Raw genomic sequence first — 18676 nt, 5'->3', positions numbered from 1 at the left:
GCGGTCACATCTCTTCCTTCGCCGTGGTGCCGAGCTGGTAGGCGTGGCAGCCGGGTTGCAGCTTCAGGTCCTGCGTCCGCAGCTGGCCGGTCCGGTCCCGCCACTGCAGGTGCACGTCGAGCGGGCCGCTGACGTCGTGCCCGAGACCGATCTGGATGTCGAAGCTGCGCCGGCCGGCCTCGCCGCTGCTGCCGTCGACCCGGCCGAGGTACTTCTTGCCGTCCGCGGTCGTCACGGTGACCTGGGCGCCGATCGCGGGCGGACCGGCGGCGGGCAGCGGACCGGGCGCCACCGGGGCGTCGGTGGTCAGCTTCAGCTGCAGGTACTTCCCGGGGTTGGGGCTGTCGTTGTGGTAGAAGATCGGCTGCTCCCACTGCCGCGCCACCGCGAACTCGGGCAGGCCGTCCCCGTCGGTGTCACCGACGGCGATGCCGCGGGTGGGCACCGGCACCGCCAGGCCGAGCTGCGGCGCGAGGTCGGCGTACCGGCCGTCGGCGCTCTTCACGAAGAAGTGCAGCGTCTGGTCGCCGCCGATGTCGTCACCGGCACGCGCGTTCGGCCACCAGAACGGGTTGGACAGCAGGCCGTCGTGGGCCGTGGCGATCTCCTGCAGGTTCGGCCAGCGGTTGACCTGGCCCTTGACGAAGCCGGTGGCCTGCGCGATCTGGTTCTCGCCGCTGTTGTTGAAGTCCTGGATCTTGACGTCCCAGCCCCAGCCGGACCACGCCGTGCCCTTCGCGGCGCTTTCGTCGTGGAACGGCGCGACACCGTTCTTGAACTGCCTGGTGAGGTCCGCGTTGTCGGTGGCCTCGTTCATGAACTGGAAGTTCGACTCTTCGATGCCCCACGACGTCGTGATGTTGCTGACGAACAGGTCGTAGAGGCCGTCGTGGTTCAGGTCGCCGAAGTCGACGCCCATCCCCTTGAAGGAGTCGTGGCCCAGCACCTTCGACTTCGGGTCGGCGATCCCGCGGACCCCGGTGACCTCGGCGAGCTCGATGTGGCCCGGCGTGGACTTGTTGTACAGGAAGTGGTCGTGCCCGAAGTCGTTGGCGATGTAGAGCTCCGGCAGGTTGTCGCCGTCGACGTCGGTCGCGCTGGAGGCCAGCGTCCAGCCCAGCCGTGCGGACTCGGGGATGCCCTGCGACGCGTCGGTGAACTTCACGCTCGGGTGTGCGCCGGACGTGGCGCCGGTCCAGCGGAAGATGTACTTGGCGCCGGAGTTCTCCGCGTGCGACATCGACTGGTTCAGCGTGATGCCGCCGTCGGCGTTCGGGTCGAGGACCCGGCTGTCCGGGAAGTAGTTCCCGACGAAGACGTCGACGTGCCCGTCGCCGTCGAAGTCGCCGATGGTGACGGAGTCGGTGTTCCACAGCGCGCCGTTGTACTTGCCGTCCGGGCCGCGGTGGTTGCCCGGCACGAGCTCGGTCGGCTGGAACGCCGAGGCGTCGAACTTGGTCGCGGTGGCCTTCTGCAGGAACAGCACCGGGGTGCGGCCCCAGTAGTAGGCCAGGATGTCGGTCCGGCCGTCTTCGTTGTAGTCACCGGGGACGCAGCCCATCGGCGCCATGTAGTCCCACGTCGGCAGGGCCGGCGCGGGGTCGAGCGCGAAGGGCGCGTACCGCGGGCCCGAGTCCGGCGCCGGCGTGATGACGACCTGGTCGCTGCGCGGGTCGACCAGGCAGAGGTCGTTGGCCTTGCCGCTGCCGCTGATGTCGTTGAGCGCGATCGCGGCGCCGACCGAGGAGATCCAGGCCGCGATGTGCTCGTACTCCTTGTTCACCGTCCGGATCGACTGCGACTTCGCCGCGGCGGGCAGCGCGATCGTCATCGGGGTGAAGTGGAACTTGTCCGCCATCTGGTCCTGTTCGGCGGCGGAGACGCTGGGCAACCGGGCGACCAGGAACAGGCCGAGGATCAGCGCCAGCGCCACGATGCCCGCCAGCTGCTTGCGCAGCCAGCCGAAGGTCGCGGTCATTTCTTCTTCCCTCCGTGGGTCAGCACTTCTTCGGCGATCCGCTGCCGCCAGGTTTCGAAGGCCGGGACATCGTCACCGTCGACGACCACGTCCGGCCGGACGTCTTGGGTGATGGCCGCCGCGCGCTCGGCCGTGAGCCCGCAGATCGCCTGGGCCGCCATCTCGGTTTCCGGGATCAGCAGGCCCGAGCGCACCCGGCACTCGGCGGCGAAGGCGCTCCCCTGCGCCAGCGGCCCGTGGTGGATCCCGGCGCGGTCGACCAGTTCCGCCAGCTCGTCGGCCGTGACGCCGCACGCGTAGGTCGAGGCCAGCCCGACCCCGGCGTACAGGTCACCGTGGCGCGACTCGGGGAACTCCTCGATCGTCTTGGTCACCAGTTCGACGTCGGTGCCGCAGATGAACCACAGCGCCCGGCCGATGCCCTGGTCGATGGCCCGCAGCGCGTAGCCGTCGTAGCGCCGGTCCGGCCAGGAGAAGTTCCGGTCCTGGTACTGCTGCCGGATGTACTTCTCGGTCTTGAAGTACGCCTGGTGGAAGCCGTAGCCGTCGAGCACGAGCCAGCGCAGCAGCGGGTCGAACGCCGACGCCTTCGGCCACGCGAACCGCGGGAGCCGGCACATGGCCCAGCCGACCCCGACGTAGATGATGTAGTCGTGCTTCTCGCCGGGGCCGGCCAGGAACTCGGCGATGTTCGTGCTCTTGCCGAACGGCAGCCCGTCGAGGACGCCGTACCCCATTCCCGCGCCCTCGTAGGCGAAGCCGCGGAACTGCGTCGGAATGCGCTCGAGCCATTCCTCGGCCTGCTCGACCGAGCGCGCTTCGACCGCGTGCGCGTACCCGAGGAGGAATTTCTCCCCGACCGTCTCGAGCCGTTCTTGAGCGGCTGGGCTCTTCCTGTGGAAGCCGCGCTTGACCAGCAAGGTTTCCGAAACGTCCGGTGTCAGGATTCGGCGCCTGAGCGCGCGCCAACCATTGCCCAACGCACTCTCCCCCTTTTTCGGGTAAGAACGAGTTCCACTGTGTCCTTCCACGCTCACATAAGCCGTGGTCACGGGTCTACTCCACAGTTGCGAGCGCCCGCTTCAGCTCGCTTCGCGCAGCTTCCCGGCCCCGAACTCGGCGCGGATCCGGGCCCGCCACAGCTCGTACGGCGGCACCGGGCCGACGTCGTCGAACGGCACCTCCGTGCGGTCCGCGAGCGCCTCGGCGGCCTCGACGGTGAGGTCCGCGAGCACGCCCGCGGCGAGCCGGCTGTGCTCCGGCACGTACGTCGAATAGGTGCGCGCCTTGATCGCGAACACCACCCCGAGCGCCAGTTCCGCGTGGTGCGGCCCGGAAAGGCGGCGCAGGGCCGCCAGTCCCGCCTGGCCGGCCCCGCCGGCGAACGTCGCCGCCAGCCCGACCCCGCTCCACAGGTCCGGGCGCCGGGCCTCGGGGAACGCGTCCACCGCCGCGGCGACGGCTTCGGGCACCCCGCCGTGGATGAACCACAGCGCCCGGCCCACGCCCTGGTCGAAAGCACGCGGGAAGTAGTCCGCGCGCCCCGCCCACGGGTACGGTGCCGGCTCGGCCTGTTCGTCCACCCACCGGCGGGTGTCGAAGTACGCCCGGTCGAAGCCGTAGCCGTCCACGGCCAGCCAGCTCATCACCGGGTGGTGGTGGACCCCGGTCAGCTCCGGCAGGATGTTCTTCCACAGTGGACGCGGCAGCCGGGCCATCGCGAACCCGATCCCGATGTAGGTGAGGAAGATGTGCGGCTCCCCCGGCCCTTCCAGCAGTGCCTTCGTGCGGTCGCGGCCGCCGCCCGGCATCGCGTCCAGGATCGTGTACCCCATGGTCGCGCCCTCGTACGCGAACCCGCGCTGCTCCGGCTCGACGAGCGCGAGCCGCCGTTCCAGCTCCCACAGGGAAGCGCCTTCGATCGCCCACTCGAACCCGCACACGACAGCCTGCGGCACCGCCTCCAGCCGGGCCGTCGCCGCCGTGGGGGTGACCGGGAAACCGCGCTCCTCGAAACCGACGGAGGCCAGGGACGGTGCGAGCACGCGCTTGCGCAGCACACCGAAGAAAGTCGACATCGGAATTCCTCGTATTCGTTCGAAGGTGGTCAGGCCACGGCGCGCAGGTGCGTCCGCTGGGCGGCGAGCACCCGCTGGCCGGCCGGCGACTGCCGCGACGCGAGCGTGATCGCGATCGGCGGATCGATCAGGGACGGCGGGCGCAGCCGCATCGTCACGACCGCCGGCTCGAACTCGGCCACCGTCGCCGCCGAGGTGGCGATGGTGAACGCCGGCCCGGACGGCGCCTGCCGCACCGCACCGTGGTCGGCGACCGCGATCACCGTCCAGTTGCCCTCCGGCACGCCGTCGATCGTCAGCTCGGCGGACCGGGTCTCGGCGAGCCCGCCGAAGGCCACCGGGCCGCTCTGCGGCACCGCGTCGGCGAACACCCCGACGAGCACGGTGGCCGGCCCGGCGTTCTCCGGCATCCCCAGCCGCACGGTCAGCCGCCCGCTGCCCGACTGCAGGGACGCGCACGAACTGCCGGCCGCCCGCAGGGACCGCAGCGAAGGCAACCGCTGGAAGTACGCCGAATGAGCCACGAGCAGCTCACCGACCTCCGGTTCGCGGTACTCGGTCGGGGTCATCCCGACCGCGCGGACGAACCGGCTGGTGAACGTGCCCACGCTGCTGTAGCCGACGCTGCAGACGATGTCCGACACCGTCAGCGACGTGGTCAGCAGCAGCCGCTTCGCCTCGAAGAGCCGCACCGCGGTGAGGAACCGGCCGGGCGTCACCCCGGTCGCCTTGGCGAAGATGCGCGAGAAGTGGAACGGGCTCACGTACACCTCGGACGCGAGAGCCGACAGCGTGATCGGCTCGAAGTAGCGATCAAGGATCATCTCGATCGCGCGCAGAACGGCGGGCTGGACGACCTGGTCGAGGTCCTGCCTGTATCGCTCCACACCAGCCGCCGGCTCACCGCCGTCGGCACCCCCGGACGCAACCGATCGCAAGATCATCAGTCCAACCTCGAATTTCTTACGGCGTCAAAAACCCATCGCCCTCAGGTAAGACGCCCGGCCTCGCAGGCCGGTGGACCTCCGATCGAGACTCGCAGGAGGACGGCGCAGCCTGGGAACAACGCCCGTGCGCGCCTCCTGTCCCCGGCGTGCGGAACGCACGCCCGTGGCGTGCACTTCGCACGGGCCCGATCTGACAGACGCTCGGATACGGCGGGTGATAGCCGTCGCGGATCCCCGTCACCCGGCCGCGGGGATGATCGGGACCTGGGGTTTGCCCGGGCCGGCCGGCCCGGGGAGGTTCGCGGCGGGGGCGCGAACCGTGCGGAATCCACGGGACCGCCGAGCGAAACACATCTTGACTCTGGTGGACGGCTCACTGGCTGGTGCCCCGCCGCTCTGTCACATTCGACAGTGGACAGCCCGGGGTCGGCCACCACGACCCGGCGAGGCTGCACTGGGGAGCTCGAGACATCGGAGCAGGAACACTGGAGGCGCCCGGCATGTACTCCGAAAAGAAGCTATCGGACGGACTGGTCGGCGTGACTCAACGGCCGGTCGAACCACCCGAACGTGTGGTCCAGTTCACCGTCCTCGGCCCGCTGAGCGTGCTGCGCGACGGCGTCGACTACGCGCCCACCACACCGAAGATCCTGCAGCTGCTGGCCCTGCTCGTGATGCGGCCCGGCAAGATGGTGCACGTCGACTCGATCACGCAGGAGCTGTGGGCGAGCGACCCGCCCCGGACGGTCCGGACCACGCTGCACACCTACATCTACCACCTGCGGCGGTGCATCGAGCAGAACAGCCTCGCCGAAAGCGCCGAGGCGATGCTCGCCACCCGGGCACCGGGCTACATCTTCCGGATCGACCCGGCGCAGGTCGACGTCTTCCGCTTCGGCCGGCTCCAGCAGGAGGGCCAGGACCTGCTGCGCCAGAACGACCACGCGGCCGCGGCGCTCCGCTTCCGCGCGGCCCTGGACCTCTGGTCCGGCCCGCCGCTGGCCAACGTCCACTGTGGACCGGTACTGGCACCGTACACGATGGAGCTGCTGGAGCAGCGCCGCAACACCCTCCACATGCTCATCGAGGCCGAGATCACCAGCGGGCGTCACCGCGAACTGATCGGGGAACTGCGGTCGCTGACCGCGGGGAACCCCCTCGACGAGGCGTTGCACGGGCAGCTGATGCGGGCCTTGGGCCGCAGCGGACGCCGGTCCGACGCGATGGCCGTCTACCGCAGCATGCGCAAGCGGCTGAGCGAAGAACTCGGCGTCGAGCCGTGTGACGAGCTGCAGCTGCTCCACCGCGACCTCATCTCCGAAGGCGACCACCACTGACGCGTCCACCGCACGACAGAAGTGAGGATCAATGACCGCACGCACCCGCACCTACGGCCAGTTCTGCGGGCTGGCCCGCGCCATGGAGCTCGTCGGTGAACGCTGGGCCCTGCTCATCGTGCGCGACCTGGTGCTCGGCCCGAAGCGCTACACCGAGCTGCAGGCCGGCCTGCCGAAGATCCCGCCGAGCATCCTTTCGGCGCGGCTCAACGAGATGGAGGAGACGGGCGTCATCCGCCGCCGCATCCGCCCGGACCTCGACGCCGGTCTGGTGTACGAGCTGACCGAGTACGGCAGCGAACTCGACCACATCCTGCTCGACCTCGGCCTGTGGGGCGCCCGGTCGCTGAGCCACCCCGGCCCGGACGACGTCTTCACCCTGGACGCGGCGATCCTTTCGCTGTACACGACGTTCCAGAGCGAAGCCGCGGCCGGCGTCCAGGTGACGTTCGAGCTGCAGTACCACGACTCGATGATCCTGCACGCGATGGTCGACGACGGGGCGCTCAAGGTCTCCGAGGGCCGCTACCCCGACGCCGACCTGATCATCCGCTCCAGCCAGGGCGCGGCCCTCCTGGACGTGATCGGCGGCCAGGTCAGCCCGGCGGAGGCGGTCCGCACGGGCAAGGTGTCGATCGACGGCGACCTGCGCGACCTCGAGCTGTTCACGCGCCTGTTCCGCCTGACGGCGGCCCCGGAGATCCAGGACGGCGTCACCCTCCACTGAGGACGGACGCACTCCGGCGAGCCGGCGGGACTTCCGGTCCCTCCGGCTCGTTCCGGTGCGCTCACACGCGCCCGCGGTGCGAAGCCGCGGCGCCTGTCGTGCTCCCGCGCCGCCCGAGGACAAGACCCCTCACTCGAGCCGCTCGGCCTGCTCTTCGAGGTACCGCCGCTCCGGCACGCTCGCCGTCAGCCGCGCGGCCCGGCGGTAGTGCTCCCGGGCCGCCGCCACCTCGCCCGCCCGCTCCAGCAGGTGCGCGCGGACCGCGTCGAGGCGGTGGCTCTGCTTCATCCGGCTGTCGCCGGCGATCGTGTCCAGCAGCTCCAGGCCGCGGGCCGGGCCGTCGACCATCGCCACCGCGATCGCCCGGTTCAGGGTCACCACCGGGCTGGGCGCCAGCTCCTGCAGGACCTCGTAAAGCTGCGCGATCTGCACCCAGTCGGTCGTCTCCGTGCTCGGCGCCTCGTCGTGCAGGGCCGCGATCGCCGCCTGGACCTGGTACACCCCGACGGGGCCGCGGCCGAGCGTTGCGCCGATCAGCGCGGCGCCCTCCGCGATCATCGACCGGTCCCAGCGCTCGCGGTCCTGCTCGGCCAGCGGCACCAGGGTCCCGCCGGGACCGGTGCGGGCGGGCCGGCGGGCGTCGGTGAGCAGCATGAGCGCGAGCAGGCCGGCGACTTCGCCGTCACCGGGCCGCAGCGCGCGCACCGCCCGGGTCAGCCGGATCGCCTCGTGCGCGAGCTCGGGCACCTGCAGATCGGTGCCGGAGGTCGCGGTGTACCCCTCGTTGAAGATCAGGTACAGCACCTGCAGCACCACCCGCAGCCGCTCGGCGTACTCCGCGGGCGCCGGTTCGCCGAACGTCGAACCCGCGGCCGCGATGCTCTCCTTGGCGCGGGTGATGCGCCGGGTCATCGTCGCTTCCGGGACCAGGAACGCCTTGGCGATCTGCGCGGTCGTGAGGCCGCCGACCGCGCGCAGGGTCAGCGCCACCTGCGACGGCTCGGAAACGGCGGGGTGGCAGCAGAGGAACAGCAGCGTCAGCGTGTCGTCCCGATCGGACGGCCGCTCCTCGCCGGGGCCGGCCACCGCGGTGGCGTCCGCCGGTTCCCGCACCGCGACGGACTCTTCCCGGCGACGGCGGGCGCTTTCGCTGCGCCAGTGGTCGGTCAGCCGGCGCGCGGCGACGGTGACGAGCCAGCTCTGCGGGTGGTCCGGCACCCCTTCGGCCGGCCACTGCGCCGAAGCGGCGATCAGCGCCTCCTGCACGGCGTCTTCGCAGGCGTCGAACTGGCCGTAGCGGCGCACGAGGACGCCGAGCACCCGCGGGACGAGCGGCCGGAGGAGCTCGCCGACCGCGGCCGGCGAGCTCACCCGGTGAACTCGGACTCGGTCTCCGCGTCGGCGAAGAACACCACCGGGCGGACCTCGATGCCGAGCCCCTCGATCTTCGCGTCCGGGATCATCGCGGCCACTTCGCAGGCCCGTTCCCGGCTCGCGCACTCGACCAGGTAGTACCCCGCCAGGAACTCCTTGGACTCGACGAACGGACCGTCGGTGACGGCGGGCACGCCCCCCGCGACCCGGACCACCGCGCTGTCGGCCGGGCTGCCGAGCGCCTGGGTGCTGATCATCTCGCCGGACTCGCGGATCCGGCGGATGAACTCGCCGTGCCCGGTCATCACCTCGTCCCGGTCCTGGTCGGTCAGCCCGTCCCAGACGTCCGGGTTCATGTACATCGCCAGCAGGTACTTCATTTTCCGCCTCCCCGCGCTCGCCAACGGCCTGCCGGCGAACATAGCCGATCCGGTACCGCAATCCACGAGTGGTCGGCGGCCGTGTCACAGGAGCAGCATCTACGCCTCGGCACCAACCGTCCGGAGGACACCCCCATGCAAGACGTGCACGCCGACCTCGCCTCCGAGGCGGACATCCTCGCGGACCTGATCCGCGACCACGAGGGGGCGGTGATGCTGCCCGTCGGCCGGGCGATCACCGCCCACCTGGCCGAGCTGACGGTCGTCGCCCGCCGGATCGTGCTGGGCGTCGAGGGCGAAGAAAGCGCTGTCGCGCCCCGGATCACGAACTCGGGCATGCTCGGCGACGCCGTGGTCGCCTGGCTTTCGGAACACCGCAAGGCCACCGACCTGCTGGCCACCGCGACCGAGGACATCCCGTGGCCCGGCGGGGCGATGCGGCCCTCGGTGCTCGCCGCGGCCCTGCTGACCGCGCTGTTCGCCCGCGGCCAGGACATCGCGGACGCCGTCGGCGTGCGCCTCGAGCGCAACGACAGTGTCGGGCACGTCGCCTACTACGGCGTCCGCACCCGGGACGCCGCCTACGCCGGCCACGGTGCCCCGCCCGCCGGGCCGTTCCGGTTCGAGTTCACCGCGCCATCGGGCGCCCGCTGGGAGTTCGGGCCGGCGGAGGCACCGGACCGGGTCCGCGGCCCGGCCGTGGACTTCTGCCTGCTGTTCACCGGCCGCCGCCCGCTCACCGAGCTGGCGATCACCGCCACCGGCGGCGAAGCCACCCGCTGGCTGGGCCTGGCACAGGTGCGCCGGGATCCACTCTGGACGTCCGAAGTGGACTGAAGGATCAGGCGAAGCGGTCCGGGTCGCCGGCGCCGCGGCGGACGATTTCCGCTTCGCCCGAGGAGAAGTCGACCACCGTGGTCGGCTCGGTGCCGCAGTCCCCGGAGTCGACGACCGCGTCGACGGCGTGGTCGAGCTCTTCCTTGATCTCCCAGCCCTGGGTGAGCGGCTCGGCCACGCCCGGCAGCAGCAGGGTGCTCGACACGAGCGGCTCGCCGAGCTCCGCCAGCAGCGCCTGCGTGACGACGTGGGCGGGGATGCGCACGCCCACGGTCTTCTTCTTCTCGTGCATCAGCCGCCGCGGCACCTCCTTGGTGGCCGGCAGGATGAACGTGTAGCTGCCCGGCGTGGCCGCCTTGATCGCGCGGAACACGGCGTTGTCCACGATGACGAACTGGCCGAGCTGCGCGAAGTCCTGGCAGACCAGCGTGAAGTGGTGGCGCCGGTCGAGCTTGCGGATCGAGCGGATCCGCTCGAGACCGTCCTGGTTGTCCAGCCGGCAGCCCAGCGCGTAGCAGGAGTCCGTCGGGTACGCGATCAGGCCGTCCTGCCGCACGAGCTCGGCGACCTGGCCGACGGCACGCCGCTGGGGGTTGTCGGGGTGCACGTCGAAGTACCTCGCCATGCCGCGAGCCTAGGCCCCGGCCCTCCCCGGCGCCCGGCGGCCCACGGGCCGCGCGGTAATCCCGGCCTTGAGAGCCCGGCAGCCCACCTCGGCGGTCCCCGGGCCGCGCGGTGATCCCAGCCCTGAGAGCCCGGCAGGCCCTCCCCGGCGGCCCACAGCCGCGCGGTAATCCCGACCCCGAGAGCCCGGCAACCCTCCCCGGCGGCCCCCGGGCCGCGCAGTAATCCCGACCCCGAGAGCCCGGCAACCCACCCCGGCGGCCCCCCGGGCCGCGCAGTAATCCCCACCCCGAGAGCCCGGCAACCCTCCCCGGCGGCCCACGGCCGCGCGGTGATCCCAGCCCTGAGGCATCCTTCCCCGGCTTCGAACGCACGCCGACCGCGGAACCCGGCGATCGCCGCTCCGAGAGCGTCCCCGGCGGCCGCCGGCGTCTTCCACCTTGCCGCGATCGCCGTCGAACGGGTGACGCACCCCGTTCGCGGGCGGAGAATCCGCGGGGTGCACACAGGCGCTGTCACCCAGGAGGCGATCATGACCCAGCTGGTGCTGCCCGATCTCACCCGCACCGGACCGAAGCCGCCGCGGCCGCGAGCCGTGCCCGCCTCGGCGTACGAGTTCGTCGGGCCGGCCGGCCGCGTCACGCTGGCCGGGCTGTTCGCCGGGCACCACCGGCTCGCGGTGCACCACCGGATGCCGGACCTCGGCCTGCCCGGCGCCGCCGTGCCCGCCGGCGAGATCGCCGACGCCCTGCACGCGACCGGCACGCGGCTGGTGGTCGTTTCTTACACACCATATGCGAAGTTGGCGCAGTACGGCCGCCACTTCGGACGGGACCTGCCGGCGTATTCCGCCGTGGGCAACGGGTTCGGCGCCGACTTCCCGGCGACCGGGTACCTGGCGGGCACCGGCCGCGACGAGCAGGCCGACACGCCCGGGTTGAGTTTTTTCCGCCGGGACGGCCGGTTCGTGCGGCACCTGGGGTCGATCGCCGTGCCGTACCTGGATTTCGCCCGCCTCGCCGGCGGGCTCCTGGACTGAACCAGTATTGGACCAGTAGGCCGGTCCGGGCGGGAAATCCCGCGGTGCGGCCACTCTTCGCCGTAACGACGGGCCGCCGACATGAGTTAGGATCGACCGAAGCATGCAGATCGAGTTCAGCCCGGACCGCGCTGCCGGCCCGGGGAGCCGCCGACCCGCCGGAGGACCGTCACCGATGTCTCCGGGAGCCGCGCCGAGCAGAACCGGTGCTCTGAACGCCGTCACCGAACCCCGCGGCACGAGCGTCGTCGACCGGCGCCCGAAGCTGGCGGCCTACCTGGCGGCGGCGATGATCACCGTGGTTGTCGCGGGCTTCGGGTTCGTCCTCCTCGCCACGCTGCTGCCGCTGCCGATCAGCCCGCTGCAGGTCGGCTACGTGATCGGCACGGTCGCGGTGCTCCTGGCGATCCAGCTGCTCCACTTCAGCAGACCCTCGGTCCAGCTCGACTCCCCGGCCAGCCGGCTCTTCCTGGTCGTCCTGGCGGTGCTGGGCTACGTGCCGGTGCTGACGTTCGACGCCATGTGGTCGGCGATGCCGGTGTTCTTCGGCGGCGCGGTGCTGCTGGTCCTGCAGCCGCGGCTCGCGTGGCCGTTGTTCGCGCTCAACCTCGGGGGCGTGCTCTGGATCGAGCTGGTGTACGACCCGCCCCTCCTGGCGGTCTACACGCTCGAGGGCGTGGCCTTCTACAGCCTGTCGTTCTACCTGCTCACCCAGCTGGCCCGGATGATCCGCGAGCTGCACCGGGCCCGCACCGAGCTGGCCCAGCGGGCGGTCGCCGAGCAGCGCCTGGCCTTCGCCAGGGACCTGCACGACCTGCTCGGCATCAGCCTGTCCGCCATCGCCCTCAAGGGTGAACTGGTGCACCGCCTGCTGCGCAAGTCGGCGAGTTCGGCCCGGGCCGAACTCGCCGAGATGACCGCCATCGCGCAGCGCACGCTGTCCGACGTCCGGGCGGTGTCGCACGGCTACCGCGAGCTGTCCCTGGAGAAGGAGTTCCGCACCGCGCAGTCGCTGCTCACGGCGTCCGACATCGCCGTGCGGGTCCACCTCGACCAGGCCGAACTGCCGGTCCAGGCCCGCACGCTGCTGGCGAAGGTGCTGCGCGAAGGCGTCACGAACGTCCTGCGCCACAGCGACGTCGAGCACTGCGAGATCGAGGTCCGCCGTCAGCACGACCGGGTGAGCATGGCGATCGTCAACGACGGCGTCGACCCCGACCAGGTCCCGGACGGCTCCGACCTGCTCGCCCGGCTCCCCGGCGAGGTCGCCGCGCTGGGCGGCGAGGTGAGCACCGGGCTCGGCGACGACGGGCGGTTCCGGCTGCGGGTCGAGCTCCCGCTCCCCGACCAGGCCGACCCGGTGGCCGCGACGGACGAAAGCGAGCAGGCCCACGCCGAGTCGCGGCGGATCCGCCTGCTCCTGCCGGTGACCTTCGGCCTGCTCGGCCTGGCGGCCGTGCTGCACGAGCTGCTGCTGACCACCAATCCCTGGCACATCGCGCTGGTCGTCGGGTCGGTGGCGGCCCTGCTGACCCTGCAGTTCGCCTACTTCAACCGGCCGGCCACGCGGCTGCGCTCGGGGCAGAGCATCGCGATGCTGTTCGTCCAGGCCTGCCTGATCTACCTCCCGCTGCTGCCGCTGCAGCACGACTGGGTGAGCATGCCGTCCCTGCTCATGGGCTGCGGGCTGCTGGTCCTGCCGCCGGCCGCGGGCTGGCTGCTGTTCGCCGCGAACACCGGCGTCTACCTCTGGCTGCAGTACATCGCCGGGCAGGCGGGGCAGGACACGCTGTACGCGGTCCTGTTCTCCGCCGGCACGGTGATCACCGGCCTGATCGTGTTCGGGATGCTCTGGCTCGTCCGGCTGGCGGCCGAGCTGGACCACAGCCGGCGCCGGCTGGCCGAGATGGCCGTCGCCGAAGAGCGGCTTCGGTTCGCCAGGGACCTGCACGACCTGCTGGGGATGAGCCTCTCGGCGATCGCGCTGAAGAGCGAGCTCACGGCCCGGGTGCTGCCACTGGACCGCGACCGCGCGACCGACGAGCTGGTCGAGATCCTCGGCCTGACCCGCCAGGCGCTCACCGACGTCCGGTCGGTGGCCAGCGGGTACCGCGAGCTGTCCCTGGACAGCGAGTCCCGGTCGGCCCGCTCGGTGCTGGCGGCGGCCGACGTCCGGGTCCGGATGGAGATGCTCCAGGACGAGCTGCCGGTCCCGGTGCGCACGGTGCTGGCGGTGGTGCTGCGCGAGGGCGTCACCAACGTGCTCCGGCACAGCAGCGTCGAAACGTGCGAAATCGCCATGCGCCGCACGGACGGCGGAGTGGCGCTCGAAATCGTCAACGACGGCGTCAACGGGGCCGGCCGCCCCTCGGGCCACCCCGCGAACCCGGACGGCAACGGCAACGGAAAACCCGGCGGGACGACCCCGGGCAGCGGCATCGGGAACTTGACGCACCGGGTCACCGACCTGGGCGGCGAGCTGACGGCAGAAGTAGCCGACGACGGCCGCTTCCGGCTCCGCGCGGTGGTCCCGGTCTGAGAGCCGGGCAGCGCGAACCCGCGGCGGGCACGGAATCGGGCAATCGCCGCACCGAAACCCTCCCCGCGCCTCTACCCGGCTTCGCGCGGTGGTCCCGGTCTGAGAGCCGGGTATTCCCGCCCGGCGGCGAACGCAGAGCGGCCGCGAACTCGCCGCCCTGGAGCCTTTCCCCGGCCGGCGCACGGCGGGCGCCCGGCAATCGTCGCAAAGAAGCCGCCCTCAGCGGCCGCGACCGGCTCCGCGCGCGATCTCGGCCTCGAGAGCCGGAAACCCTCCCCAGGTGGCCGCTACCGGCTCAGCGCGGTAGCGGCCACCCGGCGGTCACAACCAGCCGGAATCGCGGGCGATCCGGATCGCGTCCACCCGGTTGCGGGCCCCCAGCTTGGCCACCACCGTCGTGAGGTAGTTCCGCACCGTGCCCGCCGACAGGTAGAGCCGCGCCGCCACCTCGACCGTGCCGTAGCCCTGCGACGTCAGGCGCAGCACGTCGAGCTCGCGGACCGTCAGCGGGCAGTCCACGCTGTCCCACGCCGCCAGCGCGAGGTCGCCGTCGACCATCCGGCGGCCGGCCACCACGCCGCGCACGGCGTTGGCCAGCTTGTCCGGCGGCGCGTCCTTGAGCAGGAACCCGCTCACCTTGGCGTCCAGCGCCCGCCTGAGCGTCCCGGGACGCCCCAGGCTGGTCAGGATCAGGGTCCGGCACCCCGGCAGCTGCTCGTGCAGCTCACCGGCCGCGGTGAGGCCGTCCTTGCCCGGCAGGTCGATGTCGATGATCGCCACGTCCGCCCCCGCGGACCGGGCCGCGGGCAGGATCTCCGGCCCGGACGCCACCTCCGCGACGACGTCGATGTCGGGCTCCAGCCGCAGCAGAGCCACCAGCGCGCCTCGGACGATGTGCATGTCTTCGGCAACGAGAACTTTGATCACGAGGCGCCTCCGCCTTAACGAACTCCCCAGAACCCCCAGTTAAACATTTCCGCGAAGGTCCCGGTTGCGCCGATCGGGGTCTCCACGAAAAACGCTCGAGGGGCACGGACGCAAAACTCATGGAGTACACCGCCATGCGCATCCGGACGACTACCGGTCGTAAGGCAAATCCGCGTTAACCCACCCGTGAGAAATTTTCCGGATCACTGCGGCCAGTGGGCGGCGAGACGCGAGGAAGCCGGCCACCCGGGCGCGTCCAGCACCCCGATGACCGGCTCACAAGGGGGTCGGACCAGCACGAATACTGGTCCAAACCAGTTAGGCCGCCAGGTCCATACCACCCGCGACCTGGACGAGACAGGTGGGCACCGAGGCGCGGATGACGGCGCCACCGGAACGCTGATCGAATCTGTCGATCACGAGATCGGATTCGAAAGCTCGGACATTTTCAACCTCGACGCCCAGTTCGGCGAAAAGGACGCGGACATCGGCAGAGAAGTGTGCAGACATTTGATGCTCCCCAGTGGCGAAGATTTGGTGCTTCACGTGCCACAAATGTTCCGCCGACGCACTCTCCGGAGCCAGTGTCCGCATCATCGGGGCACCGTGCTTTATGGCTGCTCCGGGTAGTCTCTCCGCCACATCCGGATGGAGCATCAAGCCCTGATTACTCGACCGATCGGGTGAGTTTTCGTCACGATACGAGGTCGAGCGGGCGCGCTCAGCGAGAGGATTCGCTCGCCGTCACTCCGATGCATGCCCGTTCGGGGCCCGTCCTACACATCTTTCGCGAGGATGTGCAGAACGTCCTCCCGGGCATATGCAAAACGCATGTCCGCGGTATGTGAAATCCATTCGGAACGGTGCACTGAGCACTTAAGAAGTAGACGGCAGGAGACCTACAGTTCAGCCATACCAAATTGCCGTTGCCGATCACGTTCGCAGGGGAACGCGGATCGGCCGGCCCGGCGACTGGAGGGACGGCCACCATGGACGAGATCGTGCGGCAGGCCGTGGCACGCGCCATCATGACCATGCGGGACAACCTGGGCGACCGGCTCACCATCGACGACCTGGCCCGGGCCGCGATGTTCAGCAAGTTCCACTTCACCCGGGTCTTCCTGCGGGTGACCGGGCTCTCGCCGGGGCGGTTCCTCTCGGCGCTGCGGCTCGCGGAAGCGAAACGGCTGCTCGTGACCACGGACATCTCGGTGGCGGACATCAGCCACCAGGTCGGTTACAACAGCGTGGGCACGTTCAGCGCCCGGTTCAGCGGCAGCGTCGGCTTCTCCCCCACGGGGTACCGGCAGCTGCGCGGGACGTCCCCGCGGATCGGCGAACGCGCCGGTCAGGCGGGGTCCGACGGGACCGTGCGCGGCCACGTCTGGCGGCCGCCGGGCGGCGACACCGGGCCGGTGTTCGTCGGCCTCTTCCCGGCCAAGATCGCCGAGGGCGCACCCGCCCGGTTCGCGATCGTGCCGGGCGCGGGCCAGTACGCGCTGACCGACGTGCCGCTCGGCTCCTGGTACGTCATCGCCCACGCCTACGGGTCCTGCCCGCAGGACGACCGCGGCCCGCGGCCGCTGACCGGCTTGTCCGGGCCCGTGACGGTGCACCGAGGGGTCGCCGCGAGCCTGGTCGACGTCCGGCTGCGGCCGCGGCACGGCTTCGACCCGCCGGTCCTGCTGGCGCTGCCCGACCTGCGCCACGCCGCGGCCCGCCGCCCGGTCGCGGTCTGAGCACCCGGCGGGCGTCCCGGGGAGGGACGCCCGCCGGCGCCGGCGCGGGCGGGAATGGGGATTCCCGCGCGGGCCGGTCACACCGGGTCCATTCCGGGTTCGCGACGGCCGTTCTGCGGTCGCGAACGGAATGGGAAGCGATTCACGGGGTGCCGGTCGTTCCGCGGGACCGGCGAATCCTCCGGCAGGATCACCCAATGGCGTACAATTCCTCGCGGGGGAAGCTCGACTGGGGGAAGCGAGGGAACGACGTGATCAGGGTTCTGCTGGCCGAAGACATGGACATGGTCCGCGGCGCCCTCGTCGCCTTGCTGAGTCTCGAATCCGACATCGAGGTTGTCGCCGAGGTGGACTCCGGCGACGAGATCCTGCCCGCGGCCAAGTCCACCCGGCCCGACGTCGCCGTCATCGACATCGACCTGCCGGGCAAGGACGGGCTGACCGCCGCCGCCGAAATCCACGAACACCTGCCGAGCTGCCACACGCTGATCCTGACGAGCCTCGGCCGCCCCGGCACGGTCCGCCGCGCGCTGGACGCCAAGGTCAACGGCTTCCTGCTCAAGGACGCGCCGTCGGACAAGCTCGCCAACGCGGTGCGGTCGGTCGCGATCGGCAGACGGGTGATCGACAGCGAGCTCGCGCTGTCCGCCTGGGAGGCCGACGACTGCCCGCTCACCCCGCGCGAGCTGGAGATCCTCGCCCTCGCCGCGCGCGGGCGCAACGTCGCCGACATCGCGGCGGACCTCTTCCTGTCCCCCGGGACGGTCCGCAACTACCTCGCCGCGTCCGTCACGAAGCTCAACGCCCGCAACCGGGTGCACGCGATCAGGATCGCCACCGACGCGGAATGGCTTTGAGCCGCCCCGGGGCCGGTCCCGGCAGCTGACCGCGGTCCGGGAACGGGGCCAGCGGGACGGTGGCGCACAGGACGTGCTCGCCGCCGGGCCGCACCCCGGCCGTCAGGTCCCCGCCGAGCAGGCTCACCCGGTGCGCCAGGTTCCGCAGTCCCCAGCCGTGCTCCTCCCCGCAGTCCGGCGTTCCGCCCGGCACGACACCGTCGTTCGCCACCCGCAGCCACGCCTTGCCCCGGGCCACGCCGATGCCGAACTCGCACCACGACGCCTTGCTGTGCCGCACGACGTTGGTGACGCTCTCCCGCAGCATCGTGGCGAACGTCGTGGCCACCGCCTCGGGGAGCTGCTCGGGCAGGTCCGGGTCGAACTGCACGGTGACCCCGGCCGAGACCAGCACCGCGGCCGCGGCCCGGCACTCGTCCGCCAGGGAGACCTCCCGCTGCCCGGCCGCCACCGAGCGCACGTCCGCGAGCGCCTTGCGGGACATGGTCACCAGCTCGGTGAGCTCCTGCTGGGCCTGGGCGGGCTGGGCGTCGACCAGCCGCCGGATCACCTCGACCTTGAGGGTGATGGCGGACAGGCTCAGCCCGAGCAGGTCGTGGGTGTCCCGGCAGAACCGCATCCGTTCCTCGGCGACCACCCGGGTGGTCAGCTCACGGCGGCCGTCTTCGCGTTCGGCGGCCAGGCGGACGAACCAGGCCAGGCCGAACACGGCCACCGCGGCGACCGCGGTGAGCGCCGCGCCGTGCAGACCGTCCGCAATGGACACCGTGCCGGCCCGGGCGGACAGGAGCCCGACCCCGGTCGAGACGAACACGAGGACCGGCACCGACACCACCGGCTTGGCCACCAGCAGCACGCTGCCCACGAAGAAGCTGCTGAGCACGCTCCACGCGACACCCAGCTGCAGCACCGGCAACAGCCCCAGCACCGCCTGCAGGGCCAGCACGGGCCCGCGGAACCTGATGCGCCCGTAGCCGAACCCGACCAGGTGCACGGCGATGAGGGCCACGGCGTAGCCGCACGCGGCGAGCGAGACGGGCCAGGACCGGACCTCCCGCAACGGCCCCAGCAGGCCGAGCACGCCGATGCCGAGGCAGACGCCGGCGTGCACGGTGTAGACGAGCCGGGCGGGAAAGGCCTTGCCGGGCAGCCGGTCCGCGACGTCCGGACCGGACCTCGCCCGCGTTGCTCCTTTCGCGCGTCCCCAATACTGCGATCGGAGTCTTGCTTCAGGCACTCTTACAGTAGCGATCACCGCAGCGCCTCCCCAGAATGCGCCCAGGTTCCCCAGAA

The 18676-nt window shown here is 71.3% G+C and carries 17 protein-coding genes; 7 read left to right on the top strand and 10 right to left on the bottom strand.

Annotation, left to right across the window (positions count from 1 at the left end; genetic code table 11):
- Positions 1 to 4: 4 nt before the first annotated feature.
- The 4 genes from ACH54P_RS41980 to ACH54P_RS41965 all read right to left on the bottom strand — a co-directional run bounded on the left by ACH54P_RS41980 (position 5) and on the right by ACH54P_RS41965 (position 5000).
- A complete protein-coding gene (locus ACH54P_RS41980) occupies positions 5 to 1978 on the bottom strand; it encodes a CRTAC1 family protein (protein ID WP_489908861.1) in 1974 nt (657 codons plus the stop codon).
- On the bottom strand, positions 1975 to 2958 hold the full coding sequence (locus ACH54P_RS41975) for a DUF1702 family protein (RefSeq protein WP_489908860.1): 984 nt from the start codon (positions 2956 to 2958) through the stop codon (positions 1975 to 1977). The genes ACH54P_RS41980 and ACH54P_RS41975 overlap by 4 nt, the downstream gene beginning before the upstream one ends.
- A gap of 102 nt (positions 2959 to 3060) precedes the next feature.
- Positions 3061 to 4056: a DUF1702 family protein gene (locus ACH54P_RS41970; RefSeq protein WP_489908859.1), complete on the bottom strand. Its 996-nt coding sequence runs from the start codon at positions 4054 to 4056 to the stop codon at positions 3061 to 3063.
- A gap of 29 nt (positions 4057 to 4085) precedes the next feature.
- The gene (locus ACH54P_RS41965) at positions 4086 to 5000 is read right to left on the bottom strand and encodes a helix-turn-helix domain-containing protein (RefSeq protein ID WP_489908858.1); all 915 of its coding nucleotides are present in this window, start codon (positions 4998 to 5000) and stop codon (positions 4086 to 4088) included.
- 503 nt (positions 5001 to 5503) lie between these two features.
- Here ACH54P_RS41965 and ACH54P_RS41960 point away from each other — a divergent pair.
- On the top strand, positions 5504 to 6340 hold the full coding sequence (locus tag ACH54P_RS41960) for an AfsR/SARP family transcriptional regulator (RefSeq protein WP_489908857.1): 837 nt from the start codon (positions 5504 to 5506) through the stop codon (positions 6338 to 6340).
- Positions 6341 to 6371: 31 nt separating this feature from the next.
- Positions 6372 to 7067, top strand: a complete 696-nt coding sequence (locus ACH54P_RS41955) for a winged helix-turn-helix transcriptional regulator (RefSeq protein WP_489908856.1) — start codon at positions 6372 to 6374, stop codon at positions 7065 to 7067.
- A 129-nt stretch (positions 7068 to 7196) separates the two neighbouring features.
- Here ACH54P_RS41955 and ACH54P_RS41950 read toward each other — a convergent pair whose 3' ends face one another.
- A complete protein-coding gene (locus ACH54P_RS41950) occupies positions 7197 to 8438 on the bottom strand; it encodes an RNA polymerase sigma factor (RefSeq protein ID WP_489908855.1) in 1242 nt (413 codons plus the stop codon).
- Positions 8435 to 8821, bottom strand: a complete 387-nt coding sequence (locus tag ACH54P_RS41945) for a YciI family protein (protein WP_489908854.1) — start codon at positions 8819 to 8821, stop codon at positions 8435 to 8437. The genes ACH54P_RS41950 and ACH54P_RS41945 overlap by 4 nt, the downstream gene beginning before the upstream one ends.
- 135 nt (positions 8822 to 8956) lie before the next feature.
- Here ACH54P_RS41945 and ACH54P_RS41940 point away from each other — a divergent pair, with 135 nt between their 5' ends.
- Entirely contained in the window at positions 8957 to 9658 is a 702-nt protein-coding gene (locus ACH54P_RS41940) for a maleylpyruvate isomerase family mycothiol-dependent enzyme (protein ID WP_489908853.1), read from the top strand.
- Positions 9659 to 9662: 4 nt separating this feature from the next.
- Here ACH54P_RS41940 and ACH54P_RS41935 read toward each other — a convergent pair whose 3' ends face one another.
- Positions 9663 to 10283, bottom strand: a complete 621-nt coding sequence (locus tag ACH54P_RS41935; RefSeq protein WP_489908852.1) for an L-threonylcarbamoyladenylate synthase — start codon at positions 10281 to 10283, stop codon at positions 9663 to 9665.
- A 531-nt stretch (positions 10284 to 10814) separates the two neighbouring features.
- Between ACH54P_RS41935 and ACH54P_RS41930 the strand changes: the two genes are divergently transcribed.
- On the top strand, positions 10815 to 11321 hold the full coding sequence (locus ACH54P_RS41930; protein WP_489908851.1) for a DUF899 family protein: 507 nt from the start codon (positions 10815 to 10817) through the stop codon (positions 11319 to 11321).
- A 175-nt stretch (positions 11322 to 11496) separates the two neighbouring features.
- The gene (locus ACH54P_RS41925; protein WP_489908850.1) at positions 11497 to 13860 is read left to right on the top strand and encodes a sensor histidine kinase; all 2364 of its coding nucleotides are present in this window, start codon (positions 11497 to 11499) and stop codon (positions 13858 to 13860) included.
- Positions 13861 to 14181: 321 nt separating this feature from the next.
- On the opposite strand, the gene ACH54P_RS41920 is transcribed toward ACH54P_RS41925, so the two are convergent.
- Together ACH54P_RS41920 and ACH54P_RS41915 are read right to left on the bottom strand one after the other, a co-directional pair.
- On the bottom strand, positions 14182 to 14787 hold the full coding sequence (locus tag ACH54P_RS41920) for a response regulator transcription factor (RefSeq protein ID WP_489908849.1): 606 nt from the start codon (positions 14785 to 14787) through the stop codon (positions 14182 to 14184).
- A gap of 318 nt (positions 14788 to 15105) precedes the next feature.
- Entirely contained in the window at positions 15106 to 15297 is a 192-nt protein-coding gene (locus tag ACH54P_RS41915) for a hypothetical protein (RefSeq protein WP_489908848.1), read from the bottom strand.
- Positions 15298 to 15776: 479 nt separating this feature from the next.
- Between ACH54P_RS41915 and ACH54P_RS41910 the strand changes: the two genes are divergently transcribed.
- Together ACH54P_RS41910 and ACH54P_RS41905 are read left to right on the top strand one after the other, a co-directional pair.
- The gene (locus ACH54P_RS41910; protein WP_489908847.1) at positions 15777 to 16526 is read left to right on the top strand and encodes a helix-turn-helix domain-containing protein; all 750 of its coding nucleotides are present in this window, start codon (positions 15777 to 15779) and stop codon (positions 16524 to 16526) included.
- A 251-nt stretch (positions 16527 to 16777) separates the two neighbouring features.
- Positions 16778 to 17383, top strand: coding sequence for a response regulator transcription factor (locus ACH54P_RS41905; RefSeq protein WP_489908846.1), 606 nt, complete (start codon positions 16778 to 16780; stop codon positions 17381 to 17383).
- Here ACH54P_RS41905 and ACH54P_RS41900 read toward each other — a convergent pair.
- The gene (locus ACH54P_RS41900) at positions 17352 to 18620 is read right to left on the bottom strand and encodes a sensor histidine kinase (RefSeq protein WP_489908845.1); all 1269 of its coding nucleotides are present in this window, start codon (positions 18618 to 18620) and stop codon (positions 17352 to 17354) included. The genes ACH54P_RS41905 and ACH54P_RS41900 overlap by 32 nt on opposite strands.
- Between the last annotated feature and the right edge of the window lie 56 nt (positions 18621 to 18676).

It is taken from the genome of Amycolatopsis sp. N2S4-7, assembly GCF_058119595.1.
Note: the sequence above shows the minus strand (reverse complement) of the source record. Positions and strands in the feature narration are given on the sequence as shown.

Excerpts from the sequence above, each read along its gene's own strand:
- ACH54P_RS41980 (WP_489908861.1), bottom strand. The coding sequence starts at position 1,978 with ATGACCGCGACCTTCGGCTGGCTGCGCAAGCAGCTGGCGGGCATCGTG.
- ACH54P_RS41970 (WP_489908859.1), bottom strand. The coding sequence starts at position 4,056 with ATGTCGACTTTCTTCGGTGTGCTGCGCAAGCGCGTGCTCGCACCGTCC.
- ACH54P_RS41965 (WP_489908858.1), bottom strand. The coding sequence starts at position 5,000 with ATGATCTTGCGATCGGTTGCGTCCGGGGGTGCCGACGGCGGTGAGCCG.
- ACH54P_RS41960 (WP_489908857.1), top strand. The coding sequence starts at position 5,504 with ATGTACTCCGAAAAGAAGCTATCGGACGGACTGGTCGGCGTGACTCAA.
- ACH54P_RS41955 (WP_489908856.1), top strand. The coding sequence starts at position 6,372 with ATGACCGCACGCACCCGCACCTACGGCCAGTTCTGCGGGCTGGCCCGC.
- ACH54P_RS41945 (WP_489908854.1), bottom strand. The coding sequence starts at position 8,821 with ATGAAGTACCTGCTGGCGATGTACATGAACCCGGACGTCTGGGACGGG.
- ACH54P_RS41940 (WP_489908853.1), top strand. The coding sequence starts at position 8,957 with ATGCAAGACGTGCACGCCGACCTCGCCTCCGAGGCGGACATCCTCGCG.
- ACH54P_RS41935 (WP_489908852.1), bottom strand. The coding sequence starts at position 10,283 with ATGGCGAGGTACTTCGACGTGCACCCCGACAACCCCCAGCGGCGTGCC.
- ACH54P_RS41930 (WP_489908851.1), top strand. The coding sequence starts at position 10,815 with ATGACCCAGCTGGTGCTGCCCGATCTCACCCGCACCGGACCGAAGCCG.
- ACH54P_RS41925 (WP_489908850.1), top strand. The coding sequence starts at position 11,497 with ATGTCTCCGGGAGCCGCGCCGAGCAGAACCGGTGCTCTGAACGCCGTC.
- ACH54P_RS41915 (WP_489908848.1), bottom strand. The coding sequence starts at position 15,297 with ATGTCTGCACACTTCTCTGCCGATGTCCGCGTCCTTTTCGCCGAACTG.
- ACH54P_RS41910 (WP_489908847.1), top strand. The coding sequence starts at position 15,777 with ATGGACGAGATCGTGCGGCAGGCCGTGGCACGCGCCATCATGACCATG.